We start from the raw sequence: 15,632 nt of genomic DNA, 5'->3' as shown, positions 1-15,632 counted from the left end.
CCTCACTCCGCGACGGCGGTGTAGCGGTGGACCTCGCCGTCCCACTCGTCCTCGTCACCGGGTTCGGAGAGGTCGACCTCGACGCCCGAGGGCTCCAGGGCGGCCCGCACGCGCTCGGCGACCGGCTCGGTGACGAAGTTGTGGTGCAGGTCCAGCCAGTTCAGGTGGGTCAGCGGCTGGCCGGCGAGCAGGGCGGTCACACCGTCGTCGGTGAGCACGCCCAGGGACAGGTCGAGCGAGGAGAGCTGGGCCACGACGGGGGCCGCGGCGACGGCGGCGGCGATCTCGTCCTGGATCTCGCTGTTGCGCAGGCCGAGGTGGCGCAGCGCGGGGAAGCGGCCGCCGGCCAGGACCGGCGCGAGGTCGGCGACCGTGGCGTCGCCTCCGTACTCCTCCACGCCCAGCCACAGCTCCAGGTGCTCCAGCGCCGGGAGTTCGCTCGCGGCGACACCGCGGACCACCTCACCGGGCAGGCCGCCCGCCTCGAAGCGGAGCGTGCGCAGCCGCTGGTGGCGGGTCGCCGGGAAGCGCAGTCCGGTGCCGCCGCGGACGCCGAACTCCTCCAGCCGCGGATAGGCCTCGAGCACCGGCGTCACGTCGGACTGCTCGATCCAGGAGATCTCGGCCTCCTCCATCTCCAGGTCGCCGAGGAACACGGCCTCCAGCGCGGTCAGCCGTTCGCGCGCGTCCACGAGCAGCCGCACGAGGACACCGGAGTCGTTGTCGTACGGCTCGCCCCACTGGCCCACGACCAGGGCCCGGACCCCGGCGGGTTCGACCGTCTCCAGGAAGCGGTCCCACAGTTGCGCGAAGGTCTCCTTCGCGTCGTCCCAGGGGTTGACGGCCAGCCGCCACGCCACCGCGCCCGCCGCCGGGAGCTCCTGCCGCGCGCCGCGCGCGGGGAAGTCGAAGGCCGGCAGGCCGTTCAGTTCCTGCAGATGTTCGACGTGGGACATCGGTGGTCTCCCGAGGTGGACGGACGCGGTGCCTTGACGGGGTGGTGCCTTGACGTGGTGGTGCTTCGAGGCGGTGGTGCCTCGCTCGCGAAGAGTTCTACCAAGCCGCTCCGACAGCGCCTGCCGCGGGCTGTGCACAAGTCGTCGGGGGCGTTGTCACACCCCCCGCGTAGCGTCGTGGACATCGGGTCGGCGGGTGCCGACGGCGGAGGGAGACGCGCATGTACCGGCAGGGGGACGTCCTGATCGTGCCCGTCGCGGAAGCGGCCGTGCCGCCGGGCACGGACCGGATGCCGCGGCAGGCGAGGGACGCGCGCGGCAGGCTCGTGCTGGCCCTCGGCGAGGTGACCGGGCACGCCCATGCGGTCGTCGGGCCGGGGACGCTGGTGCGCGAGGCCGGGCCGTTCGGGGCGGCGTACCTCCATCTCCCGGACGGCGGGCGGGTGGTCCACGAGGAGCACGCCGCGATACCGCTGCCGAAGGGGTGGTACCGGGTGGTGCGGCAGCGCGAGTACGTGCCCGGCGCGGTACGCGTCGTGGCGGACTGACCAGGACGGGGGAGCGGAGCGATGACGACGGTGGCGAGCGCGGGTACGAGTTCGGGCACGGGTACGGCGACGGAGCCGGCGGCGGACACGACGGCGCTGTGGCGCGAGGTCGTCGCGGCGACCGGACCCGCGGACCGGGCGGCGACGGAGGAGGGGGTGCGCCTGGCCTACCGGCTGGCGGGGCTGCCCGAGCCGGAACGGATCGTGTGGGCGGCCTCGCCCCTGGAGGCGGTGGCCCTGGTCGTGCGCCTGACGGCGGACGGCACGGCGGGCGGCAGCGTCCGCGACGCCGTGCGGACCCGGCCGTGGGCGGCCGCGCGGGAGCGGGTCGCCGACCGGCTCGGACCGGCCGGGTGGGCGGACCACTGGGCCGTCACGGGCGCGCAGTTGTGGGACACGACGGTGCTGCTGACCGAGCGGATACGGACCGCGGTGGTGGACGCCGGACCGGGGGTGCCCGGCGGCGGGCAGGCCGTGCGGCTCGCGTTGCTCGACGCCGTGCTCGGGCAGCACGACGCGGCGTGGCTGGCCGCTTTCGACGACCAAGGGGGCACGCCGGAGCTGGCCGGGATCGCCGCGGTCGCCCGGAACGCCGGCTGGTGGTGGCCGTACGAGCGGACGGCGGTCGTCGCCGAACGCCCCCTGGAGCTGCACCGGGACGAGGCGGGCCGGCTGGACCGCGGCGACGGCCCCGCGCTGGCCTACGCGGACGGCTTCGCGCTGCACGCCTGGCGGGGCATGCCGGTCCCCGCCGAGTTCCTCGACGGGCTCGCCGGGCTGACCCCGCGCCGTATACGGGAGGAGGAGAACGCCGAGCTGCGCCGAGTGATGCTGGAGCACTACGGCTACGAGCGCTACCTGGAGGAGTCCGGGGCCGAGCCCGTGCAGCGGGACGCCGCCGGCGTGCTGTGGCGGATCGAGCTGGAGGGGGACGAGCCGCTGGTGATGGTCGAGGTCGTCAACTCCACGCCGGAGCCGGACGGCACCCACCGCACCTACTGGCTGCGGGTGCCGCCGCGGACCCGGACCGCCCGCGAGGGCGTCGCCTGGACCTTCGGACTGGAGGAGGCCGACTACGTGCCGGAGAGGGAGACCTGAGCGGACTCCAGCGTCGCGGCGTCGATGAGGGCGAGGTTGCCGCCCGCCGTGCAGGTGTGGGCACCTGCCGTCGCGCCGAGCCGGGCGCAGGACTCGAAGTCCAGTCCGCGCATGCGCCCGTGGAGGAAGCCGCAGAGGAAGGCGTCGCCCGCCCCGTTGGAGTCCACCACCGGGCCGGGCGGGGTGACGGCCGGGATGTGCCGGGGCATGCTGCCCCCGTCGCGCGCGAGCAGATAGGCGCCGCCCGCGCCCGCGGTGGCGATCACGGCCTGGGCGCGGCCGTCGCGCAGGATCGCGCGCATGATGTCCGCGATGCGCTCGCCCGCTCCCGCCGCGCTGAGGAAGACCAGGTCGGAGCGGCGGGCGAACTCCCGCTGGTGCTCGGCCAGTCCGTCCCAGTCGTGCAGGTCGGTCGAGACGGGCAGGCCGAGTTCCTCGATGTCGTCGTAGAGGAAGCGCGTGAAGTGCGAGATCGAGAGGTGCACGTGCCGGGCGCGGCGCAGGTGCGGCAGGTAGAACTCGCGCGGCATCCGCAGGTCCGCCGGGTCGCGCCCGTCGTAGAAGGACATCCGGCGGCCCGTGGCGTCCACGAGGTTGACGGCCCGCCGGGTCCCGGCGGGGGAGATCAGCGGCTCGAAGTCGACGTCGCCCTTGGCCAGGCGCTCCCTGAGCAGGGTGCCGATCCAGTCGTCGCCGACGAAGTCGAGGAACTTCACGGTCATGCCGAGCGCGCGGCAGCCCAGCGCCACGTTGCCGCCGGTCTGGCCGGGCCACTCCCGGACCGGCTCCACCCCGAGGGAGTCCACGAGCGGTACGGGCAGGCTGTCCACCCGCACGACGGTGTCCACCCCGGAACCGCCCACGACGAGCACGTCGTACGGCGACTCTTCCGTGGTCATGTGCACCTCCAGTCACCACCCCGGCGCCATGTTACGGCCGTTCGGTGTCCCCCGGTGTCCGGTCACTGATGTGCTCGGCCGCCCAGGCGGCCCACTCCTGCTGCATCCTGGTGAAGCGCAGCCCCCACTCCAGGGTCAGCCGCCCGTAGAAGGCGAGGTCGCCGCCGGGGTCCCAGTCGACGGAGCGCTCGAGCTCCAGCAGCCCCTCGTGGCGCTCCGCGGCCAGCGCCCCCTCGCGCTCCACGTAGGCCCGGGCCCGCCCGGGGTCGACCTGGTGGAGGAAGAAGACCCGCCGCAGCGCGTCGCTGCGGCGGTTGCGCTGCGGCTCCACCTCGGTGAGCCAGTGGAGCAGCTCCGCGCGGCCCGCCTCGGTGAGGGCGTACTCCTTGTGCCCGCGCGGTCCCTCGGCGGCGACGGTCACCAGCTCGGCCTCGGCGAGCCGGTTCAGCTCCGTGTAGAGCTGGCTCTGGGTGGCGGGCCAGACGTTGGTGAGGGACGTCTGAAACGTCCTGAGCCGGTCGTATCCGCTCGCCGGCCTCGTGCTCTCGGCCGGGCTGGTCGGCGCGGAGCGCCGCGCGGGCCACCCGGCGGACCGGTTCGTGATCGAACTCAGCTCCGCGGTGTTCTTCGCCCTGCTGGCGGCGCTGGCCTTCGCCGTCCCGGACTCACCGCTCGAGTCCTACAGCACGGCGCTCTCCCTGGGCTGGCTCGCCCTCGCGGCCTGGGGCTCGTTGGCCGTTTCCAGGCCGTTCACCCTCGGCATCGCCAGGACCATGGTCCCGCCCGCGGTCTGGGACAACCCGGTCTTCCTCCGCACCAACATGATCATCACCGCGGTGTGTGCGGCGTCCTTCACCGTGAACGCCGCGCTGCCGGCCGTCCTGCTCTCGGCCGCCCCGCACGCGCTCGCCGGGATCATCGCCGTCAAGATCTGCGGCTTCGCCCTCCCGGTGGTCTTCACCGCGCGCTACAGCCGCGCGGTGGCCGCCCGCCGGCAGGCAGCCGCCCCGGCGCCCGCCCCCGCGCCCATCCCCGCGGGTGTCACGGCGCCGAGCCGGTGACCAGTTCCGTCCACGCCGCACGGACCGTGTCGAGCCCGAAGGCCCCGCGCAGCCAGTCGCGGGCCTGCTCGCCCGCCTCCTGCCAGCCGTCGGCCGCGAGCGCCGCGATCGCGTCCGCCATGGCCGAGGGGGAGTCGTGGATCCAGCGGCGTTCGTAGATCGCGTCGGCGCCCGGCCAGGGCAGCAGGGCGGGCACCGCGCCGGAAGCCATGCCCTCGGCGGGCGCGAGGTGGAAGCTCTCGTCGTCGCTGGTGGAGAGCACGAAGCCGATGCGCCGCAGCCAGCTCGCCACGTCGGGGCCGAAGTCGTCGAAGACCACGGCGTCCTCCAGCGGACCGGACTGCACACGGCGCAGCACGGCGTCGTAGTGCGCCCGCTCCTCGGGCTTGTTCCAGATCCACCAGTAGTCCCAGGGCATCTTGGACTTCACCGACAGCCGCCACCGCGGGTCCCTGGCCCGCAGCTCCTCGAGCACGTCCAGGCCCAGGTCGAGCCGCTTGCGCGAGGGCGCGATGCCGATCATGCCGAGGCGGTAGCGGGCGTCGGGGACCTTGGGGCGGTCCAGCTGCCGGTCGTCGACCCAGTTGGGGACGGTGACGAGCTTCTCCTGCGGCCAGCCGGTGCGTTCGCGCGTGAGCCGGTTGTAGTGCGGGCTGACGCATACGACGCGGTCGACGGCGTCGATGTCGACCTGCGCGGGGTAACCGGCGTACAGCTCGAAGCGGTGGAGGCGCACCAGCAGGCGGGAGCCGCGGCGCTTGTGGCGGCTGTACCAGACGGCCGCCGGCCCGCACCACTCCACGACCACGACGTCGGCCCAGGCGGCGAGTTCGCGGCCGGCGGCCGCGTCGTGCCGGGCCAGTGCCTCCCAGGCGTCGACCCGCACCTCGACCCCGGGCAGGGCCTGGAGGTGGTCCAGCAGACGCGTGAAGAACTTCAGGTCGTGCCCGGCGACGACGACCCGCAGCGGCCGTCCGCGGCCGGCGAGCGCGACCGGTGCCGCCGGCAGCGCCCGTTCGACCAGGCCGCGCAGCCGTTCGGCGGCCCGGTCCAGTGAGAAGTGCGCGGCGGCCTCGCGGCAGCGCCGGGCGGCCGTGCGGTAGGCCTCGGGGGAACGGGCGGCGGTGGCGACCGCCTCCGCCGCGTCGTCGAGGGTGCCGCGGCCGGGGACGAACAGCGGGTAGTCGGCGCCGAGCAGCGCCTCGTGCGCGGGCGTGCGGTTGAGCACGACGGGTAGTCCGAGCGTCCCGAACTCCAGTACCTTCGTGGACAGTTCCAGGCTCGCGTCCAGTTCCGGATGGCGCCAGCCCAGCCCCAGGTCGCATCCCGCGGCGATCCGCATGGCCTCCTGGCGGGGGGTGCCGCCGTGGTGCACCACGCCGGTCGCGCTCCGCAGCGCACGCTCCATGGCCGCGTGGAAGCCGGGGTGCCGCGGGTCGTCGTGGACCTTGTCGCCGACGGTGTGCAGCTCGGCCCGGATCCCGCGGGTGGCCAGCGCGCCCGGCAACTCGGTCATCTCCAGGGTGTTCCAGCGCGGCGCGAACTTGCCCGTGTACACCATGCGGACGGGGTCGCGCGCCGCGTCGTGCTCCGGCACCGCGAAGTCCGGGACGGGCACGCTCGGCGGGTACAGCACGCACTTGCCGCACGCGGCCGGCACCCAGGCCTCGATGAAGCAGCGCAACTCCTCGGTCTGGCACAGCAGGTAGCGGCAGGCCTCGGCGATCCGGGTCAGTTCGTCGACCGCCTCGTCCGTCATCTGCGCCGCCGACTGCGGGATGTCGGTGAGGTACGCCCAGATCCGCCCGTCGAAGGCGCCGTCGGCGACGACCTGCGCCACCAGCCGGCGACCGCGCAGCACCAGCAGGTCGCACGGCTCCCGCTCGTCCTGCTCGCGCAGCACCCGCGAGGCCTGGACGGGGGACAGGACGTGCCCGGTCGGTACGACGGACACCCCCGGCAGTTGCGCCAGCGGATCGACCAGCCGTCCGGTGCGCACCGGCGCCTTCAGCACCAGCCGGGTCCCGCAGCCGGCCCGCGTCAGCGCCTGCACCGTCGACTGGGCCCACACCGCGGAACCGTCGATGAGGTTGAGGTCCACGTCCCCGTAGACCATCGCCCTGACCGTGCGCGTGCCCGTCATCGGACCTCCTCCGGGCGGATCGTGAACAGCCGTGCCGCCCCGGGGGACGGCCAGAGAGTCCTGCGCAGCAGGGCCGGGCGGAAGCCGTTGACGTGCGGAACGAAGCCCGGGGTGTCCGCGCTGAAGCCCACCGCGTCGGCCCCTGAGCACTCCTGGGCGCACATCAGGTCCAGCAGGTGGACCGCCGGCCGTTCCTCCGCGAGGTCCGTCCAGTCCGCGACCCAGGGCGCGCCCGGCCCGTCCGCCGTGGCCCGTACGGTGACCCCGCCCGCGGTGAGTTCCGCGTAGGCCGCCCCGGGAACGGGCACCAGCACCTCGGCGGGGCGCAGCCGCTGCGCCATCACCTGCGCGACCAGGCGTGACACCTCGGATCCGTCACGCGGGTCGGCCAGCACGGCCACCCGCCGGGCGTCCAGCGGGTCCGCCGCCCCGGCGATCCGGGCGAGCTCCGACAGCCGGACCCGGGTGGCCCGGGAGGTGAAGATCTCCCGCAGGTCGGCGCGGTCCACCGACGCCGGGTCCAGCCGGGCCGGCTGCACCCCGGTGTCCCCGTCGAGCACGGCGTCCCAGGGGAACGGGGCCAGCCCCGGCGCGGCGGAGGCGGGGGCGTCCCGCCACAGCACTGCGGTACGGCCGAGCGCGTGGACGGTGGCGAGGAGTTCGGCCAGCCGCCGGTCCAGGTCGGGTGCGGTGCCGGTGCCGGTGTGCGCCCACGGCCCGGCAAGGCAGGCGCTGAGCTGTACGACGAGCACGTCCGGGTCGGTGCGTTCGGCGACCTGCCGTGCGTCGTGCGGCAGCACGCGGTTGACGACGGCGTCGTGGGCGAAGTCGGCGGTGGTCGTGGCGTCCAGGACACCGGCGATGACCAGCCGGTCGCGGGGGCCGGCCGTGAACGCCCGGTGGGCCAGGTGCAGGTGTCCGTCGGCCGCCGGACCGCCCCCACCCGGTGCCGGGGAGGCGGCGGCCGGCGTGCCCGGCCGGGCGGCTGCGGGGCGACCGCCCTTGCCGCGGCCGCGCCACATCCCGTACAGCTCGCGCGGCAGCCGCGTCGAGCCGCGCAAGGGGGAGCGCGCGGCCGAGACCAGCGCCTGGCCGACCCGCAGCGAGGTCGAGCCCTGCAGCATGGCGACCCGGGTCTCCAGCACCCCGATCCGCTCCCTGGCGCGTCGCAGCTCGGCCGCGAGCCGGTCGCGTTCGTGCGTCACGGCCGCCGTCCGCTCGCCGTCCGTGCCGTCCTGCAGCGCCTCCAGCGCGCGACGGTCCTCCTCGTGCCGCCGCTCCAGCTCCAGCACCCGGGCCCGCTCGGCACGCGAGACGAACTCCGCCAGCACGTACTCGCCGGCCACCCGCAGTGCGGTGGTCTCCCCGCCCGCCACCGGCCGACCGGCCGGGTCCAGGAGCGGCAGCAGTGCCTCGGTGCAGGTGAACACCGCGCCGCCGTGCAGGTGCAGGTAGTCCAGGCCGGCTGCCCGCAGCACCTGGCAGCGGTGCGCCACCAGGGCGTCGAGCAGCCGGTGGTACGGCAGTTCGGCACCGGCGTGGCCGAACACGATCAGGCCCTTGCCGCCCGGGCGCATCCGCCGCAGCGCCGCGAGGCACGCGTCCTCGTCGCCGTGCCGGGTGGGGTCGGGGCCGTAACTGAGCAGGGCCAGCCGTCCCTCGCCGACCGGGTCCTGGTCACCGGCCGGGGAGGGGCACAGCCGGACGCCGCCCGGCAGGTGCAGGTACGGTTCGAGCGGGATGCCGCCGCCGGTCGCGTCGACGACCTCGGTCACCCCGTCCAGGTGCGGGTGGAGCAGATCGAGAAGGCGCATCAGGAGGTCCTCGTGAAGACGTGGAAACCGACCCTGTTCTCCCGGAAACCGTACGGCGTGAAGCCGCCGTACCGCAGTCCGAGCGGTTCGACGGCGGCGCGGTACTCGGCCGCAGGGCGGTGCAGGATGTAGTCGCCGCGCGCCACGCGCCCGGGCGCGTCCTCGTCGGTGACGACCAGCCGGCCGGTCAGCCGGACGAGGGAGGCGAGGTTGACCAGCGCCGCCCGCCAGGCGGCGTCGTCGAGCACGTGGAAGAGCACGTCCACGGCGAGCACCACGTCGTACAGCCACGGGCTGCGCCAGGCCGACAGCTCCGCCACCGCGTAGCGGGGGCCGCCCCCCAGCGCGCGGCCGTGGTCCACTGCCGAGGGGCTGGCGTCGATCGCGTCGACGAGGTGGCCGCAGCGGGCCAGGGCCCGGGCGAAGTGGCCCTTGCCGCAGCCCGCGTCGAGTACGAGCAGCGGGTCGTTGGCCCGTTCGAAATCACCGGTGATGCGCAGGACCTCCGCGAAGCGCAGCGCGTAGAAGATCTCGTTGCCCGGCCGGTCGAGTCCGATATGGCCGCCGGAGGCGAGGTCGTCGTGCTCGCGGTGACGGCTGTCCCAGTACGCGAGGGGGTCCTCGAGACGCGGCTCAGACATGGTGGTCAAGCCACTCGGTGATGACGCGGGCGATGCGGGGCCCCGAGCGGCCGTCCCACAGCGGGGGGCCCTCGGGGGCGCGGGCTTCGCCGTCCAGCGCCTTGAGCAGGGCCGGGACCAGCCCTTCGGGGGCGACGAGGCGGTTGGTGCCGTGGGTGACCGTCACGGGCCGCTCGGTGTTGGGCCGCAGCGTCAGGCAGGGCACGCCCAGGACGGTGGTCTCCTCCTGCACCCCGCCCGAGTCGGTGACCACCGCGGCGGCGCCCCGCAGCAGCCCCATGAACTCCAGGTAGCCGAGCGGCTCCAGGATCCGGATGCCGGGCGTGTCGCCGAGCCCCGCCGCCTCCAGCGCGGCCCGCCCGCGCGGGTGCAGCGGGACCGCCAGCTCCAGGTGCTCGGCCGCCTCGCGCAACGCCGCCACGGCGGCGGCCGCGGCGGCCGGGTCGTCGACGTTGGCGGGACGGTGCAGCGTCACGACGCCGTAGCGGCCGGGCAGCCCGTGGGCGGCGCGGGCGGATTCGGGGTCGAAGCGTGGCAGGTGGGCCATCAGGGTGTCGATCATCGGGTTGCCGACGAAGTGCACCCGGGCGGTGTCCACGCCCTCGTCCCCCAGATGGCCCACCGCCTCCGGGCTGGTGACGAAGAGCAGGTCGGCGAGCTGGTCGGTCAGCCGCCGGTTGACCTCCTCCGGCATCGTCATGTCGAAGCTGCGCAGGCCTGCCTCGACGTGCGCCACGGGCAGCCCCAGCTTGGCGGCGACCAGGGCGGCGGCGAGCGTGGAGTTGACGTCCCCGTAGACCGTGACCAGGGCGGGCGCCCGGGCCGACAGCTCGTCCTCCAGGGCGGTCAGCAGGGCGGCGGTCTGCCGGGCGTGGCTGCCGGAGCCGACGCCGAGGTCCACGTCCGGTTCGGGCAGACCGAGCTCCCGGAAGAAGACGTGCGACATGCGTTCGTCGTAGTGCTGTCCGGTGTGCACCACCGACTGCGGCTGCCCGGCCTCGCGCAGCGCGGCGACGACCGGGGCGGCCTTGACGAAGTTGGGCCGGGCACCGACCACGTGGACTACCGAGCCGAGCACGGTGCCTCCCGTTCACTTGCCGTGCTTAGGGTGGGATTGTGCGTCGTCGTACTCTTCGTGCCTTGATTCTCGCCGTCTCCGTGGCGATCCGTCATCTGCGGGACGACCCGGTGCGTGCGGCGTCCCTGGCCCTGAGGGTCGCCCCGGGGCCGGCCCGGGGGCCCGCCCGGTGGGCGCTGGCCCGGCTGCCCGAGCGCGATCCGCACCGCGTGCGCGGCGGCGCCACCGCGTACGGGCCGCGGGGTGTGCCCGCCCCGGCAGGTGTGCCGGGGACGGCGGTGCCGGGGCGGGTGCTGCACCTGGTCACCAACTCCCTGCCGTACCGCAACGCCGGCTACACCGTCAGGACGCACGCCATCGCGCGCGCCCAGCGGCAGGCGGGCCTGGACCCGCAGGTCGTCACACGGCTGGGCTTCCCCGTGGCCCAGGGCGTCTGGGACGGACGGCCGGAGCAGGTCGTGGACGGGGTGCCGTACCACCGCCTGCTGCCGGTGCGGATGCCGGGGACGCCCGCGGCCGCCCTCGCCCGCAACGCCGAGCTCGCCGCCCGGCTCGTCGAACGGCTCCGCCCCGCGGTCCTGCACGCGGCCACCGATCACCCGAACGGCCGAGTGGCGCTCGCACTGCGCGAATCGTTCGGCCTGCCGGTCGTCTACGAGGTGCGCGGCTTCCTGGAGGAGACCTGGCTGACGCAGGGACCCGGGCGTGACCGTGACAGCGCGTCGTACCGGGAGCGGCGCGCCCTGGAGACGCACTGCATGAAGGCCGCCGACCTGGTGCTCACCCTCGGCGAGGCGATGAAGGCGGAGATCGTCTCCCGGGGGATCCCCGAGGAGCGGGTGCGGGTCGTGCCCAACGCCGTGGACGACGTCTTCCTGCAGCCGCTGCCCGACCCCGGTGACCTGCGCACCCGTCTCGGCATCGGCCCGGACGAGATGGTCGTGGGCACGGTCTCCACGCTCACGCCCCACGAGGGCATCGGCACCCTGCTGCGCGCCGGAGCCGTGCTGCGCCGCCGGGGTGTGCCGCTGCGCCTGCTGATCGTGGGGGACGGCCCGCAGCGGCCCGCGCTGGAGCGGCAGGCGGCGGGGCTCGGCCTCGGCGGGAGCGCCCTGTTCACGGGCCGTGTGCCGTACGCCGAGGTGCGGGCCCACCATGCCGTGCTGGACGTCTTCGCGGTGCCGCGGACGGGAGAGCGGGTGTGCCATCTCGTGACCCCTCTCAAACCGGTGGAGGCGATGGCGAGCGGTCTTCCCCTTGCAGCAAGTGATGTCACGGCGATGGGGGAGCTGGTCGAAGACCAGGTGAACGGACGGCTAATTCCGTCAGGAGACGTAAATGCCTGGGCAGATACGCTCGAAATATTGCTCTATAGTCCAAATCAACGGCGGATGATGGGCGACGCCGCCCGCGCACGAGTGGCCCGCGACCGTACCTGGGCCCACATCGCGGGGCGGACGCGCGACGCCTACCGCGGTCTGGGGGCCGTATAGCGCTCTGGATGGTGCGGCATGACGGTGGATCTCGCAGTCGTAGGCCTCGGATACGTCGGGCTGCCCCTCGCCAGGGAGGCGGCGGCGGTGGGACTGAGCGTCGTGGGACACGACCTGGACCCCGCGGTGGTGGACGCCCTCAACTCCGGCCGCTCGCACGTGGACGACGTCCGCGACGACGACCTGCGGCGCATGCTGGCCTCCGGGTTCACCGCGACCACCGGCCAGGAGTGCCTGGGGGAGGCCCAGGCCATCGTCATCTGCGTCCCCACCCCGCTGTCCGAGGACGGCGGACCGGACCTGACCGCGGTCACCGGGGCCGCCGAGGCGGTCGCCGCACGGCTGCGCCCCGGCGTCCTGGTCGTGCTGGAGTCGACGACCTACCCCGGCACGACCGACGAGGTCGTCCGGCCCCTCCTCGAGGCGGGCTCGGGGCTGCGCGCCGGGGCGGACTTCGCCCTCGCCTTCTCGCCCGAGCGGATCGACCCGGGCAACCGGACCCACGGCTTCCGCGACACCCCGAAGATCGTCGGCGGGCACACCCCCGGGTGCGCGGCGCGCGCCGTCGCGTTCTACGGCAAGCTCGTCGACACCGTCGTGCGGGCCAAGGGCACCCGCGAGGCCGAGATGGCCAAGCTGCTGGAGAACACCTACCGCCACGTCAACATCGCGCTCGTCAACGAACTGGCCATACTCTGCCGCGAACTGGGCGTCGACATCTGGAACGTCATCGACTGCGCCGCCACCAAGCCCTTCGGCTTCCAGGCCTTCCGGCCCGGCGCGGGCGTCGGCGGCCACTGCATCCCGATCGACCCCAACTACCTGTCGTACAAGGTCCGCACGCTCGGCTACGAGTTCCGCTTCGTCGAACTCGCCCGGGAGATCAACCACCGGATGCCGGAGTACGTGGTGCGCCGGGCGCAGGACCTGCTCAACACGGCCGGGAAGGCGCTGCACGGCTCACGGGTGCTGCTGCTCGGCGTCACCTACAAGCCCGACATCGCCGACCGGCGCGAGAGCCCCGCCGTCCCCGTGGCGCGGCTGCTGCGCCGGCTCGGCACGGGGATCTCCTTCCACGACCCGTTCGTGGAGGCCTGGGAGGTCGACGGCGATCCCGTCCCCCGGGCCGGCGACCTGGCCGCCGCCCTGCGCGAGCACGACCTGACGGTCCTCCTGCAGGACCACAGCGCCTACGACCTGCAGGTGGTGGCGGACCGGGCCCGCCTGCTGTTCGACACGCGCGGACGGATCTTCCGGCCCGACGTCGAGGTGCTGTGATGCACGTACTGGTCGTCACCGTCGTGCACCACCCCGAGGACGCGCGCATCCTGCACCGGCAGATAGCCGCCCTCCTGGCCCACGGTCACACCGTCACCTACGCCGCGCCCTTCACCGCGCGGGCGACCCCGCCCCGCCCCGGGGTCGAGGGCGTCGACCTGCCCCGGGCCACCGGACGGGACCGGCGCGCGGCCGTCCGTGCGGCCCGGCGCCTGCTGGCGCGGCGCGGGCCCACCGTCGACGCCGTCCTGCTCCACGACCCCGAACTGCTGCTCGCCCTGCCGCGGGCGCTGCGGCACTGGCACCGCACCGGCGCCCGGCGGCCGGCCGTGGTGTGGGACGTGCACGAGGACACCGCGGCCGCCCTCGCCATGAAGGGCTGGGTGCCGCGGCCACTGCGCCCGCCGCTGCGCCTCGTGGTCCGCGCGGCCGAACTCGCCGCCGAGCGGCATCTGCACCTGCTGCTCGCCGAGGACGCCTACCAGCGGCGCTTCCGCCGCGCGCACCCCGTGGTGCCGAACCTGGTCACCGTCCCCACGGACCCCCCGCCGGCGCCGGGCGACGACCGCGTCGTCTACCTCGGGCAGTTGTCCCGGGCCCGCGGCGCCGAGGAACTGGTCGCCATGGCACGGCTGCTGGCCCCGGACGTCCACGTCGAGCTCATCGGCGCCGCCGACGGCGACGTCCGCGGACTGCTGGCGGCGGCCGACCGCGACGGCGCGCTGCGCTGGCACGGCTTCCTGCCCAACGACGCGGCCCTGGGCCGGCTGCGCGGCGCCCTCGCCGGGGTGTCGCTGCTGCGCGACGAGGCGAACTACCGCCACTCGCGGCCCACCAAGGTCGTCGAGTACATGGCCTACGGCATCCCCGTCGTGAGCACCCCCAACCCCCTCGCCGCCGAACTGGTCCGCGGGCACGACTGCGGCCTCCTCGTCCCCTTCGAGGACCCCGCGGCTGCCGCGGACGCGGTCCGGCGGCTGCGCGACGACCCGGAACTGCGCCGCGCGATGGGCGCCCGCGGCCACGCCGCCGCCCGCGGCGGGCTGCACTGGCCGGACTGCGCCGGGCACTTCGTCACGAGCCTGGAGGGCTGGGCGGTGGCGGCGGCCACCGCCGCCTCGGCGCGCGCCTCGGCGGCGCGTCCGTCGTAGCGGGAGCCTCGGCCGGCGCGGGGGCCCGGTCGCGGACCGGTGCCGCGGTTTCGGCGGCAGGGTCGGGGGCCAACGTCGTCGTCCGAACCTTGCTGCTGTGCCTGGCGCGGGTGCGTGCGCCCGGTCGCGGGAGTGGGCGCGTGGTGCCGCCCTTCTGCCGTAGCCCTGCAGGGGCCGGCCGACCGCGGCGCGGGTCGGCCTCGGCGACCGCGTCCCGCGGCGGCGCGTCCGTCGTAGCCGCGGGGGATCAGCTGACGTGGGGTCCGTCCCGGCGTACTCCGTCCAGTTCCAGGACGAAGTCGGCGCCGAGGGCCGAGGAGGGGGTCTGGGTGCCGTGCGGGAGCCGCGGCAGCCGGGTCACGATGCGCAGCACCGAATCGACGGTCAGCGCGTAGCCGTTGGGGGCCGACAGCGCCGCCTGGGCCGCACCGCCGTGCGCGTCGCGGGCGCGGGCCCACACCTGGGAACGGGTGCGCGCCCGCGCGCGCTCGCCGGGGCCCGTCAGGAAACGGTCGACCCCCGCGCGGGCCAGCCGCCGTACCGGGCCGACCCGGAGCACGCGTGCCGCCAGCGGGGCGCCCGGCAGCCAGGTGTACGTCGAGACGTTGGGGATGCCGGTCGAGTGGTAGGCCGTGCTGACGTCGCCCCAGGCGAGGCCGGCGACCTGGCGCCGGCCGGTGCGGAAGGACGCGGTCACCCGGGGGTGCCCGAGCGGGACGTCGCGGATCACCCCGTCGACGCGGGCGCGGCCGCCGGCGCCCTTGTCGAGCGCCTCGAGCGCGGAGCGCGCCGTGCCGGGGCTCGCGCCCCCGCCGGCCACGAAGGCGATGTCCAGGTGGGTGGCGGTGGGCAGCGCGGCGGCGACGGTCGCGGCGAGGCAGTCGGTGGGGACGACGTCGAACCCCGCCCCGGGCAGCAGGACCACACCCGCCGCGCGGGCCCGGGCGCTCATCGCGTGCAGCGCCTCGAGCACGTCGATCTCGCCGGTGATGTCGAGGTAGTGCGTGCCGGTGTGCAGGCACGCCTCGGCCATCGGCAGCGCCGTCGCGGAGAAGGGCCCCGCGCAGTGGGCCACGGCGTCCACGTCCGCGAGCGCCGCGCGCAGCGCCGCCGCGTCGCCGAGGCCGACCACCCGGTGGTCCAGGCCCAGTCCGGCCGCCAGCGGGGCCAGCGCGGCGGCCGACCGGCCCGCGAGCACCGGGCGTTCCCCACGGGCCACGGCCTCCCGTGCGACGAGGCGGCCGGTGTAGCCCGTGGCTCCGTACAGCAACCAGGTCATGCGCGTGTGCTCCCTCGTCGGTTCCGGCCCCCGCGGCGGGGCCCCCGGCACCGAACCTACCGGTCGGTCACCGCACTTCGCCCCCGGGGCGTCGCGGGCTTGCGGCGCGCCGAGGGGAACCGCGGCAGCCGTTGAACCACTCCCGGCCGCCGTCCGTTACCCCGGGTAAAGGGAGTGCGCCCGGTCCGTGCGC

Annotated in this window: 14 protein-coding genes; 6 read left to right on the top strand and 8 right to left on the bottom strand. The window is 75.2% G+C overall.

Annotation, left to right across the window (positions count from 1 at the left end):
* Positions 1–2: 2 nt before the first annotated feature.
* Entirely contained in the window at positions 3–956 is a 954-nt protein-coding gene (locus tag PV350_RS10675) for an STM4015 family protein (protein WP_500333465.1), read from the bottom strand.
* Positions 957–1,177: 221 nt separating this feature from the next.
* Here PV350_RS10675 and PV350_RS10670 point away from each other — a divergent pair, with 221 nt between their 5' ends.
* On the top strand, positions 1,178–1,504 hold the full coding sequence (locus PV350_RS10670; RefSeq protein WP_499515220.1) for a DUF8820 family protein: 327 nt from the start codon (positions 1,178–1,180) through the stop codon (positions 1,502–1,504).
* A 21-nt stretch (positions 1,505–1,525) separates the two neighbouring features.
* Positions 1,526–2,602, top strand: coding sequence for a DUF6745 domain-containing protein (locus PV350_RS10665; RefSeq protein ID WP_499515221.1), 1,077 nt, complete (start codon positions 1,526–1,528; stop codon positions 2,600–2,602).
* On the opposite strand, the gene PV350_RS10660 is transcribed toward PV350_RS10665, so the two are convergent.
* Together PV350_RS10660 and PV350_RS10655 are read right to left on the bottom strand one after the other, a co-directional pair.
* Positions 2,578–3,501, bottom strand: coding sequence for a carbohydrate kinase family protein (locus PV350_RS10660; RefSeq protein WP_499515222.1), 924 nt, complete (start codon positions 3,499–3,501; stop codon positions 2,578–2,580). The genes PV350_RS10665 and PV350_RS10660 overlap by 25 nt on opposite strands.
* Before the next feature lie 31 nt (positions 3,502–3,532).
* Positions 3,533–4,105 carry a PadR family transcriptional regulator gene (locus tag PV350_RS10655; protein ID WP_500333471.1) on the bottom strand — a complete coding sequence of 191 codons (573 nt, stop codon included), beginning with the start codon at positions 4,103–4,105 and terminating at the stop codon, positions 3,533–3,535.
* On the opposite strand from PV350_RS10655, the gene PV350_RS10650 reads away from it, so the two are divergent.
* Entirely contained in the window at positions 4,041–4,562 is a 522-nt protein-coding gene (locus PV350_RS10650) for a hypothetical protein (RefSeq protein ID WP_500333464.1), read from the top strand. The genes PV350_RS10655 and PV350_RS10650 overlap by 65 nt on opposite strands.
* Here PV350_RS10650 and PV350_RS10645 read toward each other — a convergent pair.
* The 4 genes from PV350_RS10645 to wecB are packed head-to-tail and all read right to left on the bottom strand — an operon-like array spanning position 4,543 to position 10,238.
* Entirely contained in the window at positions 4,543–6,705 is a 2,163-nt protein-coding gene (locus PV350_RS10645) for a glycosyltransferase family protein (protein ID WP_500333463.1), read from the bottom strand. The genes PV350_RS10650 and PV350_RS10645 overlap by 20 nt on opposite strands.
* Positions 6,702–8,519, bottom strand: a complete 1,818-nt coding sequence (locus PV350_RS10640; RefSeq protein WP_500333462.1) for a hypothetical protein — start codon at positions 8,517–8,519, stop codon at positions 6,702–6,704. Before PV350_RS10640 ends, PV350_RS10645 begins: the two co-directional genes overlap by 4 nt.
* Positions 8,519–9,160, bottom strand: coding sequence for a class I SAM-dependent methyltransferase (locus PV350_RS10635; RefSeq protein WP_499515227.1), 642 nt, complete (start codon positions 9,158–9,160; stop codon positions 8,519–8,521). Before PV350_RS10635 ends, PV350_RS10640 begins: the two co-directional genes overlap by 1 nt.
* On the bottom strand, positions 9,153–10,238 hold the full coding sequence (wecB, locus tag PV350_RS10630) for a non-hydrolyzing UDP-N-acetylglucosamine 2-epimerase (protein ID WP_499515228.1): 1,086 nt from the start codon (positions 10,236–10,238) through the stop codon (positions 9,153–9,155). Before wecB ends, PV350_RS10635 begins: the two co-directional genes overlap by 8 nt.
* A gap of 62 nt (positions 10,239–10,300) precedes the next feature.
* Between wecB and PV350_RS10625 the strand changes: the two genes are divergently transcribed.
* The 3 genes from PV350_RS10625 to PV350_RS10615 are packed head-to-tail and all read left to right on the top strand — an operon-like array spanning position 10,301 to position 14,160.
* On the top strand, positions 10,301–11,731 hold the full coding sequence (locus PV350_RS10625; protein ID WP_499515229.1) for a glycosyltransferase: 1,431 nt from the start codon (positions 10,301–10,303) through the stop codon (positions 11,729–11,731).
* Positions 11,732–11,749: 18 nt separating this feature from the next.
* Positions 11,750–13,009: a nucleotide sugar dehydrogenase gene (locus PV350_RS10620; RefSeq protein ID WP_500333461.1), complete on the top strand. Its 1,260-nt coding sequence runs from the start codon at positions 11,750–11,752 to the stop codon at positions 13,007–13,009.
* Positions 13,009–14,160 (top strand): glycosyltransferase, encoded by a 1,152-nt coding sequence (locus PV350_RS10615; protein ID WP_499515231.1) that lies wholly within the window; start codon positions 13,009–13,011, stop codon positions 14,158–14,160. The genes PV350_RS10620 and PV350_RS10615 overlap by 1 nt, the downstream gene beginning before the upstream one ends.
* A gap of 247 nt (positions 14,161–14,407) precedes the next feature.
* Here the strand turns inward: PV350_RS10615 and PV350_RS10610 are convergent, their stop codons facing one another.
* Positions 14,408–15,439, bottom strand: a complete 1,032-nt coding sequence (locus tag PV350_RS10610; RefSeq protein ID WP_500333460.1) for a saccharopine dehydrogenase family protein — start codon at positions 15,437–15,439, stop codon at positions 14,408–14,410.
* Positions 15,440–15,632: the final 193 nt, after the last annotated feature.

The organism is Streptomyces sp. PA03-6a (genome assembly GCF_033792765.1).
Lineage (GTDB): Bacteria > Actinomycetota > Actinomycetes > Streptomycetales > Streptomycetaceae > Actinacidiphila.
Note: the sequence above shows the minus strand (reverse complement) of the source record. Positions and strands in the feature narration are given on the sequence as shown.

Excerpts from the sequence above, each read along its gene's own strand:
- PV350_RS10675 (WP_500333465.1), bottom strand. The coding sequence starts at position 956 with ATGTCCCACGTCGAACATCTGCAGGAACTGAACGGCCTGCCGGCCTTC.
- PV350_RS10670 (WP_499515220.1), top strand. The coding sequence starts at position 1,178 with ATGTACCGGCAGGGGGACGTCCTGATCGTGCCCGTCGCGGAAGCGGCC.
- PV350_RS10665 (WP_499515221.1), top strand. The coding sequence starts at position 1,526 with ATGACGACGGTGGCGAGCGCGGGTACGAGTTCGGGCACGGGTACGGCG.
- PV350_RS10660 (WP_499515222.1), bottom strand. The coding sequence starts at position 3,501 with ATGACCACGGAAGAGTCGCCGTACGACGTGCTCGTCGTGGGCGGTTCC.
- PV350_RS10645 (WP_500333463.1), bottom strand. The coding sequence starts at position 6,705 with ATGACGGGCACGCGCACGGTCAGGGCGATGGTCTACGGGGACGTGGAC.
- PV350_RS10640 (WP_500333462.1), bottom strand. The coding sequence starts at position 8,519 with ATGCGCCTTCTCGATCTGCTCCACCCGCACCTGGACGGGGTGACCGAG.
- PV350_RS10635 (WP_499515227.1), bottom strand. The coding sequence starts at position 9,160 with ATGTCTGAGCCGCGTCTCGAGGACCCCCTCGCGTACTGGGACAGCCGT.
- PV350_RS10620 (WP_500333461.1), top strand. The coding sequence starts at position 11,750 with ATGACGGTGGATCTCGCAGTCGTAGGCCTCGGATACGTCGGGCTGCCC.
- PV350_RS10615 (WP_499515231.1), top strand. The coding sequence starts at position 13,009 with ATGCACGTACTGGTCGTCACCGTCGTGCACCACCCCGAGGACGCGCGC.
- PV350_RS10610 (WP_500333460.1), bottom strand. The coding sequence starts at position 15,439 with ATGACCTGGTTGCTGTACGGAGCCACGGGCTACACCGGCCGCCTCGTC.